Source organism: Maribacter sp. ACAM166 (assembly GCF_005771495.1).
In the GTDB taxonomy this organism is placed as follows: domain Bacteria; phylum Bacteroidota; class Bacteroidia; order Flavobacteriales; family Flavobacteriaceae; genus Maribacter.
The window spans coordinates 158,998-171,950 of sequence record NZ_VAUW01000006.1 but is presented as its reverse complement, the minus strand read 5'-3'; the positions used below and the strand labels follow the sequence as shown (position 1 = coordinate 171,950).

Here is a 12,953-nt window from a genome sequence, read left to right as displayed (position 1 = left end):
GTAACTTTAGAGTAGATTACCATAGATAGATTTTTAGATTAATGAATTGAATTTCAACACTTTAATTTACTGAAAATCTATCTTTTTTGTTGCATAATAATCAAATATTATTAATCGAACTCAGGTTAATAGGTTAATTGGGCTATTGTGCGTACTAAAGATACATTCAAACATCTCATTTTAGAAAATTATTGTTGTGAAGTTTCTTCTAGTTGTTGTGAAAAAAATTAAATAGTTATTTCATCGATAATTAACCTACCCTTAATCCATATTCATTTCTGGAACTTGACCTTTTATTATTAAAGTACCTTCAGTAGCTGTTTTTATTTCTTCAACGGTAACACCTGGAGCTCTTTCTACTAATAAAAACCCATCCTTAGTCACCTCTAACACCGCTAAGTTGGTTACGATTTTTTTCACACAACCGACACCTGTTAGTGGTAAAGTACAATTTTTTAAAAGCTTAGATTCACCTGCCCTATTTGTATGCATCATGGCTACTATGATATTTTCTGCTGAAGCAACTAAATCCATAGCACCGCCCATACCTTTAACCATTTTACCGGGAATCTTCCAATTTGCGATATCGCCATTATCGGCAACCTCCATAGCACCCAAAATAGTTAAGTCTACATGTCTACCCCTTATCATGGAAAAACTTGTAACAGAATCAAAGAAAGAAGCACCTGGTAATGCTGTAATGGTTTGTTTACCTGCATTAATTAAATCTGCATCTTCCGTGCCGTCAATGGGAAATGGTCCCATACCTAGAATTCCATTTTCACTTTGAAACTCAACACTAATATCATCACGAACATAATTAGCTACCAACGTTGGGATACCGATGCCCAGGTTTACATAATAGCCATCCTCTACTTCTTGTGCTATTCTTTTTGCAATTCCGTTCTTATCTAACATGTTATTATTTTTGACGTACCGTTCTTTGTTCTATTCGTTTCTCGTAATCTTTTCCTTGAAAAATTCGTTGTACAAAAATTCCTGGAATATGAATCTGATTCGGGTCTAATTCACCAACAGGAACCAATTCCTCGACCTCTGCGACTGTAATACGAGCTGCTCCACACATGCATGGATTAAAGTTTCTGGCAGTGCCTTTAAATATTAGATTTCCTGCGGCATCTCCTTTCCAAGCTTTTACAAAGGCGAAATCTGCCTTATAAGCCTCTTCTAATATGTACATTTTACCATTAAATTCACGCACCTCCTTACCTTCGGCAACTTCTGTTCCGTATCCTGCAGGGGTAAAAAAAGCGGGGAAACCTGCTTGTGCCGCCCTACATTTTTCAGCTAGTGTACCTTGTGGTGTCAACTCTACATCTAATTCACCACTAAGCATTTGTCGCTCAAATTCATCATTCTCACCAACATAAGAAGAAACCATTTTTTTAATCTGATGCTTTTTCAATAAAAGACCTAAGCCAAAATCATCTACCCCCGCATTGTTAGATATACAAGTTATGTCCTTAACACCTTGTCTAACCAATTCACTTATAGCATTCTCTGGTATGCCACAAAGGCCAAACCCACCCAGCATAAAGGTCATGCCGTCCTTTACACCTTCTAATGCATCAGTTACGCTTGCTACAGTTTTACGTATCATTTTTTACTAAATTTAATGTTACTAAAATACCGATTATAATTGAATATATGTAAAAAGGCTATAGCGAACGCCATAGCCTTTTTTAAAACAAGATTTCCTTTATAATTAAAAATCTAAGTCATCTAAATCATTTTCAATATCATTATCCTCTTGCAAATCTTGTGCAAAATTGCTACAATCAATTTCAATGGACATGTCTTCAGGCTTTTCAAAATCTTCTTTTGAAATCCCTAATTCTTCATCGGCATAATTCTTAGTCATGTACAGACCCCATATAGGTAATGCCATGGAGGCACCTTGACCATACGTAATGCCTTTGAAATGGGTAGCTCTATCTTCACCACCAACCCACACACCAGTTACCAAGTTTGGCACCATACCCATAAACCAACCATCACTTTGATTTTGAGTCGTACCTGTTTTACCTGCAATGGGATTCGTAAGTCCGTATGGATATCCAGTAATTATTTCATCATATACCTTATTCCATTTATTAGCTCCTGTAGTACGTAAACGTGTACCGGATCCACCTTGAGTCACCCCCTTCATTAAATCAATCATCGCATAAGACACATCCTTACTCAATACATCTTTAGTCTCTGGTACGTATTCATATAAAACGGTACCATCCTTATTTTCAATACGGGTCACCATAACAGGTTTGACATACACGCCTTGATTAGCGAAAGCACCGTATGCACCAACCATTTCATATACATTGACAATTTCCGTACCTAATGCAATAGAAGGGACCGCTAAAATATCACGGGTAATTCCTAAATTATGAACCATACTGACTACAGATTTAGGTCCGACTTCATCTATCAATTGTGCAGTTATCGTGTTAATAGAGTTCGCCAAAGCCTTTTTTAACGTATAGCTATTACCAGAGTATTTACCATTTGAATTTCTCGGACACCAAGGCTCCATATTTCCATGCTTACCTGCTTCAATACAATACTGAGTATCTGGTCTTGTTTCGCAAGGCGATAGACGTAATTGGTCAATGGCAGCGGCATATACAAATGGCTTAAACGTCGAGCCAGCTTGTTTCCCACCTTGAATTACGTTATCATATTGAAAATGCTTATAATTTATTCCGCCAACCCATGCTTTCACATGACCTGTTTGTGGCTCCATTGACATCATAGCAGTCCTCAAGAACGTTTTATAATAGCGTATCGAATCTAATGGTGTTAATATCGTATCCTTTTCCTTAGTTTGACTCTTCCAATCAAAAACCGTCATTTCGGTTTTTTTAGTGAAGGACTCTCGTATTTCCTTTTCAGAACTACCCGATTCCTTCATCTTTCTCCAACGTTCAGAATTCTTCATAGCTCGCTCCATGATACTCTTTGTTTCTTCCGGAGTGATATCTAAAAAAGGAGCTGTCGGGTTTCTGTCTGGTGTATTCTGATGAAAGAACTCAGCTTGTAATTTAGTCATGTGCTGGTCAACCGCTTCCTCTGCGTTAGCCTGCATCTTTGAATCTATAGTTGTATAAATTTTAAGTCCGTCCAAATAAAGATTATAACGGTCACGCTCTCCTTCCATTGCCGGCTTCGGATGTTTATCAATCCAGCCTTTCATAAATCGTTGAAGGTACATTCTAAAATAAGTGGCTAAGCCTTCTCTATGGTTTTCTGGATTATAATTAATATCCATTCTCATAGCTTGCAATGAATCTTTTGTTTCTTCTGTGATGTAATCGTATTTAGCCATTTGTGCCAAAACCACATCTCGTCGAGTCTTTACCATTTCCTCCCGCCTAAGTGGATTGAATAGTGATGAGTTCTTGAACATCCCTACCAGCATAGCAGATTCTTCGACTTTTAAATCTTTTGGCTCTTTCCCAAAATAAATACGTGCCGCAGAACGAATACCATCTGCATTGTTCCCAAAGTCATAAATATTAAAATACATACTAATGATTTCCTCTTTTGTATAGCTACGCTCAAGCCTAATGGCCAAGACCCATTCTTTTATTTTTTGCTGTATGGTCTCTAACTTATTTCTAGACCGTACCCCAACGAAAAGTTGTCGTGCCAATTGCTGAGAGATGGTACTTGCCCCACCTCTACTTCCCAAATACACAATGGCCCTTAAGGTTCCCCACGCATCAATTCCAGAATGCGAATTAAAACGAACATCTTCAGTGGCAATTAGGGCATTGACCAAATTATCGGGTAAATCTTCAAACTTAATGTCAGTTCTGTTATCATCTAAATAGAATTTACCCAACAAATTGCCATCTGATGATATGATCTGGGATGCCAAATTAGTCTGTGGATTCTCTAAGTATTCATATGGAGGTAAATCTCCAAAAAGCCCCCATGAAGCCGATAAAAATATTAATGCCACCATGGTTAAACCTGATACAAACAGTATCCAAAACCATGCAATGAATTTAGAGAAACTATTGGTTGTTGTTTTCTTTTTTTCCGCTTTTGCCATAATTTACGGGTTACTATTTATTACTTCGATACCTACATCTGTAATGCCTTCTAGACCTATAATGCCAGAAACATTGCCATTTTTTCGCATCGCTTGTGAAACCTCTATAGTATATACGCCAGAAGATTCAAAAACGATGTTTTCCTTATACCATAATTTATTTTCCTTGATACTACCACTACCTTTTCCTAACCAAGAACCATCTGGTCTCGCCATTGTATACTCCAATGTATCTTTTATAACTTCCCCTTCAGGTGTTGTAAGCGCCGCAATAATAAATAAGTTGCTATACGGAAATGTATTATCATTTCGAACATTAATAAAAATATCGTGTGCTTGTACGGTATCCATTTCTTTAAAGGAAAACTGAAGGATATTGTCCTTGTTCCAAACTCCATCGTTTAAGGAGCGGTACTCTGATTTGATAATAGTAGTATTACAGGATGCTAGCAGTACTAAAGCCAAAAAAGAACATAATAGACTACGCATTATTTTGATTTCTTTTTCTATTTCTGTTCTTGTTCCTGTTTCTATTCTTGTTCTTGTTTCTGTTGCCACCGCCTTTAGGTTTGTCAAAACGTGTTAGACTGTCTTGGCCTACCACATTTTCAAAAACTACTTTTTCTTCTACGTCAATTTCAATTGCGTACATTTCTAAACTAGCGACTTTTTCCTTCTTCTTGTTTTTCTCCAAAATCTCGTTGACCTGATCTTTTGAAAGCACGTGCCAACTACCTGGATCTTCTTTATAGGAGAACCAAAGCATTTCTTTGAAAATATCGGTTTTCTGACAAAAGGCGAGGCCCTTATCTGTTAACAACTTTGTGTCTTGTGAAGGGAAATCTTTAAGTGCATCTAGATAAGAATCTAGCTCATAGTTTAGACAGCACTTAAGTTTACCGCACTGCCCAGCCAATTTTTGTGGGTTTAAGGATAATTGTTGGTAGCGTGCTGCCGATGTACTTACTGACCTAAAATCTGTAAGCCATGTAGAGCAACATAATTCTCTACCACAAGAACCAATACCTCCCAATCGTTGGGCTTCTTGGCGATACCCAATTTGACGCATTTCGATTCGAATACCAAATGCCTTAGCCATATCCTTAATTAATTGTCGAAAATCTATGCGTTCATCTGCCGTATAATAAAAGGTAGCTTTAGACCCATCTCCTTGAAATTCAACATCAGAAATCTTCATTTGAAGTTTTAAAATGATGGCAATTTCACGTGCACGCTTTTTAATTTCCTCTTCCCTATCTCGACATTTCTGCCAAATATCGATGTCCTTTTGACTGGCTTTTCGATAAACTTTAGGTGCATCTACCGCATTAATAGCTTCCTTCTTTCGTTTCATTTGTACACGTACCAACTCACCCGTTAGGGTAACCATACCTATATCATGACCAGCCAATGCTTGAGTGGCAACTATGTCACCAATGGAAAGTGAAAGATTTTCTGTGTTCTGGAAAAACTCTTTTCTACTATTTTTAAATCGTACCTCAACAAAATCAAATGGTCGTTCCCCATTAGGGAGCGACATATTGGAAAGCCAATCAAAAACTGTTAATTTATTGCAACCATCTGTACCGCAAGTACCGTTATTCTTGCATCCCTTTGGTTGTCCATCCTTACCGGTAGAACAACTACTACAACCCATATTATATATATTGATTTGACTGAATCCTAAAAGATTCACCAAAATAGGTTCATAAAAAACTTATAGGTAAAGATACTATTTTTTTAATGTGATAGAAAAGGTAAGTTCACAGTAACCGTTTTCAGTTAGCTGTATTTAGTAACGATTTTCAGTGAGCAGCTTTCATTAACGGCTTTCAATGAGCTCAATTCGGTTGACAGTTTTTAGTTACAAAGTTCAGTAACCCATTTTAAGATACCGTAAAAAAGTTTAATGGCAGGTGTCAATCGCAAGTCTCCTTATCCTCAAATCAATTAGCAAGGGATATTTCATATCTCAATTGTCAACAACAAAGTAAAGCTGCTAACTGATTCTATTTACTTTTTAAACTTCAACACTTCTGACCGCCCTTTCTTGAAAATTTTATTACTAACTACCTTTCCTTTTCGCAGTGCCTTTTGTTCCTCAAAAGGTAATTCATGAATCTCTTTACACGTATTTGAACAGCAACTTGTCATTTTTTCGGAACAGGCCTCGCATTGAATGAACAACAAATGACAAGCTTCATTGGCGCAATTAACGTGCTCATCAGAAGGTTCGCCACATTGATGACAATTAGCAATAACGTCCTCACTTATACGTTCTCCCCTTCTATGGTCAAAAACAAAGTTTTTACCTTTGAATTTATTCTCCAGATTCATTTTATAAACCTGTCTTGCATATTCAATAATACCACCTTCTAGCTGATACACCTGTTCAAAACCTTTATGTTTATAATAAGCACTTGCTTTTTCGCATCGTATGCCTCCTGTACAATACATTACAAGTTTTTTATCTTTCTTATGATTGGCTAAGTCTCGCTCAATAATATCTAAAGAATCACGAAAAGTGTCTACATCTGGTGTGACAGCATTTTTAAAGTGGCCGATTTCACTTTCATAATGGTTTCGCATATCTACCAGAACAGTATTAGGATCTTCTATAAGCGCGTTGAATTTTTCTGCATCTACGTGTATACCTTTATTCGTAACATCAAAACTATCATCATTCAAGCCATCAGCAACAATTTTATTGCGCACTTTTACCTTTAGCTTTAAAAAAGAAAGATTGTCTTGTTCAATAGCTACATTGAGACGCACATTTTCTAAAAAGGAAATACTGTCTAAGTGTTCTTTGAACACCTTAAAATTTTCAGCAGGAACGGATAATTGAGCATTTATACCCTCGTGGGCGACATAAATTCGACCAAGTACATCCAAATCATTCCAATGGATAAATAGATGATTTCTAAATAAATTCATATTGCCAATATGTGCATAGGTGTAGAAAGAGATGGTTAGGCGTTCCTTTCCCGCTTCTTCTATTAAAGCGGCTCTTTCATTTGCACTTAATGTATTGTACAGTTGCATGCTATACCAATAGTTTTAAGTTAAAGAAATATGTTCAACCGCAAAAGTAAGAATTAAATAGAAAATACAAATTTACCCTGAATAGCTTTATTCTAATTGGAACAAAAAAAAGCCTTGTTTTAACAAGGCTCTTTTCGACTATTCCATTCTTTTCTTCTTCATAGCATTCTTTCAAACGCAAAAAGGAAATAGCCACCAAAGTCCGTTGCCACTAAAACAACAGATTATAACGTATTAACCAACTTCTATTTTTTATTAGATAGTAATTGTTTAAAATGGTTGCGTTATATGTTTCAATATTATTCAATTCAAAAAAGAAATAGTAATTTAGCTATCCAAAAAAATGAAAAAAATGAGTTCCGAAAAAGAAGCAAAATTAAAAGCACTACAATTGACCCTTGACAAAATGGATAAGACCTATGGAAAGGGTGCTGTCATGAAAATGGGTGATAGGGTAGTTGCAGATGTTGAAGTGATTCCTTCTGGCTCATTAGGATTGGATATTGCATTAGGGGTTGGCGGTTATCCTCGAGGTAGGGTTGTTGAAATTTATGGCCCTGAATCATCAGGTAAAACTACGCTGGCCTTACATGCCATTGCTGAAGCTCAAAAAAATGGAGGTATCGCTGCATTTATTGATGCAGAACATGCTTTTGACCGCTTTTACGCCCAAAACTTAGGGGTTGATATAGATAATTTAATTATTTCACAACCTGATAATGGGGAACAAGGATTGGAAATAGCAGATAATTTAATTCGCTCTGGCGCCATTGATATTGTTGTTATCGATTCTGTTGCCGCTTTGACTCCGAAGAGTGAAATTGAAGGAGAAATGGGAGATTCTAAAATGGGTCTTCATGCCCGTTTAATGTCCCAAGCGCTACGAAAACTTACAGGCTCAATTAGTAAAACAAACTGTACCGTTATTTTCATTAACCAACTACGAGAAAAGATTGGAGTTATGTTCGGTAATCCGGAAACTACTACAGGTGGTAATGCACTTAAGTTTTACGCATCTGTTCGTTTGGATATTAGACGATCAACACAAATTAAAGATACTGACGGTAATGTTCAAGGGAATAAAACCAGAGTGAAAGTTGTTAAAAATAAGGTAGCACCACCATTCCGTACCACTGAGTTTGACATTATGTATGGTGTGGGTATTTCAAAGGTTGGAGAAATCATTGATCTTGGTGTTGAATATGAAATAATTAAAAAAAGTGGTTCATGGTTTAGTTACGGTGACACTAAACTTGGTCAAGGTCGTGATGCTGTAAAAGCTATACTCTTAGATAATCCTGAACTTTTCGAAGAGTTAGATGGTAAGATTAGAGAAGCCATTAAAGCACTTAAGCCTTAATCAAAACATATATTAAAAAAACATAGCAGCGTTTTACGCAACCATTGCTAGCTATTTTCATCCTGTAAATAAACATTATGTGATGAGGAAAAAAATTATGCTGTTGGCCGCTTTTATAGCTTTTATAGGCAATGGTTGTTCATTTGAAGACGATGCGCCAAATTTTCATTTTACTGCATTAGAAATTGTAGATGCAGCATTACCAGAATCATTTGATTTCAATGAAACCTATGAAATCACGGTGAACTATTTAACACCAGATAGTTGTACAAACTACGAGGGTTTTGATATCGTCAAAGATTCACTGACAGTTAGAAATGTTGTTGCCATCGGTTCCGTAAGAACAGATGTAGAGGACTGTGCAGAACAAGTAATTGAACAAACGGCATCTTTCAACTTCACCGTAATCTATAATGACCCATACACGTTTAAATTTTATACGGGTAATAATAGTGAAGGAGAGGCTGAGTATTTAGAAGTAGTCGTTCCTGTTAATAAATTGTAACATAACCACCCAATTGTGAGTCTAGAAGAACTCATACATAATTGTAAAAAAAATAATCGTAAAGCGCAGGAACTATTATATAGAGCCTATGCTACTACTCTCTTTGGTATATGTTTAAAGTATTCCAATTCAAAAACCGAAGCAGAAGACAACCTACACGATAGTTTTATTACAATTTATGAGAAGATTGGTCAATTTAAAGGAACCGGTTCTTTTGAAGGTTGGATGAAAAGGATTACCATAAATACGGTACTTCAAAAATATAGGAGAGAAGAATATTTAAGTGCCGTTTCTGATAACACCGAAGAAGAAATTACCGTGGTTAATGCCTATAGCGATATTTGTTTACAATCACTTTTACGCTATATACAAGAATTACCTAATAAGTATCGAGCAACGTTCAATCTATATGTATTGGATGGGTATACCCATAAAGAAATAAGTGAACTATTAGGCACCTCCATAGGCACCTCGAAATCTAACCTTGCTAGGGCTCGAACTCTTTTAAAGCAAAAAATTGAAACAAAAGTATCCCAATCTATTATTGGCATATTAATGATAATAACAACACATTTTTTATAATCTCATTCGATTATAAACTGAAACCTTAAAAGATGCATAAAAATAAATTAGATGAACTATTCCAAGAGAAATTCTTGGACTTCAAACAAGCTCCTGAAAATAAGGTCTGGCGTGCGATTGATGCTTCATTGGAAAAAAAGAAAAAGAAACGAATTATTCCGATTTGGTGGACATTGTGTGGTATAGCGGCCGCATTGGCTATCACCTTTTTACTGTTCAATCCATTTTCAGATACCCAAACTACAAACGAAATTTTAGTCGACACTCAAAAGGACGTTGAACAGACTAATGACTTTCAATCCACATCTACTAAAGAACAGTTGATTGACTCTCTAAACATAGGGAATGACCCATTGGTTCAAAAGGGAGCAGAGGAAACTATAAAATCAATCGAAGATCATCAATCCGAAGGTAAAAATCAGGAGGAATCAACCAAATTAAACCCCAATGAACCCCTAATTTCTAAAGGGAATTGGTCTCAAAATAAAAATGCCTTGGCTAAAAACGAACGAAACAAAACAGAGACAATTACCGAAAACACCGCTTTAGCAGAATCAGATAGCACAAAGAATACTATGGGAGATTTAATACCCAATGATGCTAACGTTACAACTGAAAGTCTCAATAGCGCATCGGTTTCCCCTACCAAAGCAATGAATACGAATAAACAGGACTCAATTGGTTTGGATGCAGAAACTACTTTAGTAGCCAACGCTACTCTTGAAAAGAATCAAGAAGTATCCGAAGAAGGTAGAAAATCGATTTTCGAAGAAATAGTTGATCAAGAAGAAGAAATAAATATCGCTTCTACCCATAACAGATGGTCTGCAGGTCCGAACATTGCCCCTGTTTATTTCAATGCTGATGGTAAAGGATCTCCTATAAACTCTATTTTCGTCACCAATTCTAAATCTGGAAACATCAACTTAAGCTATGGTGTATCGGTCGCATATGCTGTGTCAAAAAAGTTGAGCATTCGCTCAGGGATAAGCAAAGTAGATTATGGGTATGATACAGAAGATGTCTCATTTTCTTCCTCATTAAATTCATTTTCGAACAATGGACAATTGGCCACAATTGATTACGTCTCAACATCAAACACCCTTACGGTTTCCAGTAAAAAAGTAACATCAGAAGTATTTAGTACCGCCAATAAATCACTTGATGTGAGTGCTAAAAGTGCAACAAGAGATGGTTATATGTCTCAACAATTTAGATATCTTGAGCTGCCCGTTGAAATAAATTATGCTTTAATAGATAAAAAATTTGGAGTAAACCTCATTGGTGGATTGAGCTCCTTATTTCTAATCGATAATTCGGTGTCATTAACAGCAGGTGAACTAACTACTGAAATTGGTGAAGCCAATAATGTTAATGACCTTAATTTCAGCGCAAATATGGGTCTTGGGTTCAACTATAAATTTTCGCCAAAAGTTCGATTTAACATAGAGCCCATTTTTAAATATCAACTGAATACCTTTTCAGAAGTTGATGGAACGTTTAGACCTTATTCTATTGGGGTGTATAGTGGGCTAAGTTTTAAATTCTAAGCATCTTTATAGCCTATTACTTGTTTTAAATCTTTAAGTATTAAATCGCGCACATTATTCTTTAATTGCGGTTTTTCATCTTCATTTAAGGTTTCGGTGGCAATGAACTTATGAACTTTTGCCCTGAATTTTCCTGGCCCGCCACTGAGGAAGGTAAATGAGAATCTTTCTTTGTTATCATAAAAGGTAATCGGAACTACAGGAATTTTATGTGCAATGGCCATCCTAAAAGCTCCATCCTTAAAACTATCAAGTAAAATATGCTCCTCGGGAACTCCTCCTTCAGGAAAAATACAAATACTTGACCCTTGTTGAAGTCGCTTTTGAGCCCTTCTATACACTCCTGTTCTACTTTGCGTATCCTCACGATCTACCATAATACAAACACGTTTATAGAAAAATCCGAATAGAGGAATCTTCACCAATTCTTTCTTTCCAACAAAAACAAATGGATTTCGACTAACCACGAGCATTAACATAATATCTAACATGCTTGTGTGATTGGCCACTAGCATATAACTACTTCCTTTAACCATCTTTTCCTCATACGTGATTCTAGGCCAACAAAACATACCATATAGAATTGGCCTTGCCCATAGATTCCGTGCCATCCAAAAAAACTGTGGATACCAACGCTCTTTTGAGGCAAATAACACCAATAAAGGGAAAAATAGAATAATTGGAATGGCCACTAAAATATAAAACCAAATACGGTATAGGGTTTGACCGATTTGTCTGACCACTTTAAGCATAAATCAAAAGTAGTTATTTAGGTTTGCTTTTTTGGATTTGTTTTACCTTTGCTCTTTTACAGATAAAGCAAATGGCAAGAATTTTAACAGGCATACAAAGTACCGGAACCCCACATTTAGGGAATATTCTTGGAGCAATTATCCCCGCAATTGATATGGCCCAAAATCCGAAAAATGAATCTTTTCTATTCATTGCGGATATGCACTCCCTCACCCAAATAAAAAACGGCGCAGAATTACGGCAAAACACCTATGCCACCGCTGCTACTTGGTTGGCTTTTGGTCTAGACATTGAAAAAACTGTTTTTTATAGACAAAGTGATGTTCCACAGACAACTGAACTATCATGGTATTTGAGCTGTTTTTTTCCTTATCAACGGTTAACACTTGCCCATTCGTTTAAAGATAAAGCCGATAGATTAGAAGATGTAAATGCTGGGTTATTTACGTATCCTATGTTGATGGCAGCAGATATATTATTGTATGATGCGAATATAGTACCGGTTGGCAAAGACCAAATGCAACATATTGAAATGACGCGTGATGTTGCTTCACGTTTTCACGCCCAATTAGGCGAAACATTTGTGTTGCCCGATGGCAAAGTGCAAGAAGATACTATGTACATACCAGGTACAGATGGCGCTAAAATGAGTAAAAGCAAAGGCAATTTAATTAGTCTCTTTCAGACAGATAAACAATTGCGCAAGCAGATTATGGGTATACAAACAGATAGTACACCTATGGAAGACCCTAAAGACCCTTCTACGGATAATGTGTTCGCACTTTATAAAATATTAGCAACACAACCTCAAATAGAGGAAATGAGTGCCAACTATTTAGCAGGAAATTATGGGTATGGTCATGCAAAACAAGCGTTATATGAAGTCATTGTAAACAAGTTCGAAGAACCACGTGAAAAGTTTAACTACTACATGAATAATTTAAATGAGATTGATGATGCACTAGCTTTAGGAGCAGAAAAAGCTAAAAAAGTAGCGGATGGTGTTTTGGAACGCGTTCGAGAGAAGTTGGGGTATTGATTAAATCACCTATAGATTTCAAGAAATTCTAAATAATATAAAAC

Annotated in this window: 12 protein-coding genes; 5 read left to right on the top strand and 7 right to left on the bottom strand. The window is 36.3% G+C overall.

Translation table 11 applies throughout. The annotated features are described in order from the left end of the window. Positions 1-261 precede the first annotated feature (261 nt). The 6 genes from ES765_RS07090 to ES765_RS07065 form a co-directional block, all read right to left on the bottom strand. On the bottom strand, positions 262-918 hold the full coding sequence (locus ES765_RS07090; RefSeq protein WP_138112647.1) for a 3-oxoacid CoA-transferase subunit B: 657 nt from the start codon (positions 916-918) through the stop codon (positions 262-264). A 4-nt stretch (positions 919-922) separates the two neighbouring features. Continuing rightward, positions 923-1,621: a CoA transferase subunit A gene (locus ES765_RS07085; RefSeq protein ID WP_138112645.1), complete on the bottom strand. Its 699-nt coding sequence runs from the start codon at positions 1,619-1,621 to the stop codon at positions 923-925. A gap of 105 nt (positions 1,622-1,726) precedes the next feature. Beyond that, complete coding sequence (locus ES765_RS07080; RefSeq protein ID WP_138112643.1) at positions 1,727-4,075, bottom strand: penicillin-binding protein 1A; 2,349 nt, start codon at positions 4,073-4,075, stop codon at positions 1,727-1,729. 3 nt (positions 4,076-4,078) lie between these two features. Then, on the bottom strand, positions 4,079-4,564 hold the full coding sequence (locus tag ES765_RS07075; RefSeq protein ID WP_138112641.1) for a gliding motility lipoprotein GldH: 486 nt from the start codon (positions 4,562-4,564) through the stop codon (positions 4,079-4,081). Then, positions 4,557-5,732 carry a stage 0 sporulation family protein gene (locus ES765_RS07070; RefSeq protein ID WP_138112639.1) on the bottom strand — a complete coding sequence of 392 codons (1,176 nt, stop codon included), beginning with the start codon at positions 5,730-5,732 and terminating at the stop codon, positions 4,557-4,559. The genes ES765_RS07075 and ES765_RS07070 overlap by 8 nt, the downstream gene beginning before the upstream one ends. A 356-nt stretch (positions 5,733-6,088) precedes the next feature. Then, the gene (locus tag ES765_RS07065; protein WP_138112637.1) at positions 6,089-7,120 is read right to left on the bottom strand and encodes a rhodanese-related sulfurtransferase; all 1,032 of its coding nucleotides are present in this window, start codon (positions 7,118-7,120) and stop codon (positions 6,089-6,091) included. Positions 7,121-7,472: 352 nt separating this feature from the next. Here ES765_RS07065 and recA point away from each other — a divergent pair, with 352 nt between their 5' ends. The 4 genes from recA (at position 7,473) to ES765_RS07045 (ending at position 11,117) form a co-directional block, all read left to right on the top strand. Continuing rightward, complete coding sequence (recA, locus tag ES765_RS07060) at positions 7,473-8,480, top strand: recombinase RecA (protein ID WP_138112635.1); 1,008 nt, start codon at positions 7,473-7,475, stop codon at positions 8,478-8,480. A gap of 82 nt (positions 8,481-8,562) precedes the next feature. Next, positions 8,563-8,985, top strand: a complete 423-nt coding sequence (locus ES765_RS07055) for a hypothetical protein (protein ID WP_249356262.1) — start codon at positions 8,563-8,565, stop codon at positions 8,983-8,985. A gap of 15 nt (positions 8,986-9,000) precedes the next feature. Beyond that, complete coding sequence (locus tag ES765_RS07050) at positions 9,001-9,567, top strand: RNA polymerase sigma factor (RefSeq protein ID WP_138112633.1); 567 nt, start codon at positions 9,001-9,003, stop codon at positions 9,565-9,567. 32 nt (positions 9,568-9,599) lie between these two features. Beyond that, positions 9,600-11,117, top strand: coding sequence for an outer membrane beta-barrel protein (locus ES765_RS07045; protein ID WP_138112631.1), 1,518 nt, complete (start codon positions 9,600-9,602; stop codon positions 11,115-11,117). On the opposite strand, the gene ES765_RS07040 is transcribed toward ES765_RS07045, so the two are convergent. After that, entirely contained in the window at positions 11,114-11,869 is a 756-nt protein-coding gene (locus tag ES765_RS07040; RefSeq protein ID WP_138112629.1) for a lysophospholipid acyltransferase family protein, read from the bottom strand. The genes ES765_RS07045 and ES765_RS07040 overlap by 4 nt on opposite strands. A gap of 71 nt (positions 11,870-11,940) precedes the next feature. Here ES765_RS07040 and trpS point away from each other — a divergent pair, with 71 nt between their 5' ends. Then, complete coding sequence (trpS, locus tag ES765_RS07035; RefSeq protein WP_138112627.1) at positions 11,941-12,909, top strand: tryptophan--tRNA ligase; 969 nt, start codon at positions 11,941-11,943, stop codon at positions 12,907-12,909. The last annotated feature ends 44 nt before the right edge of the window (positions 12,910-12,953 follow it).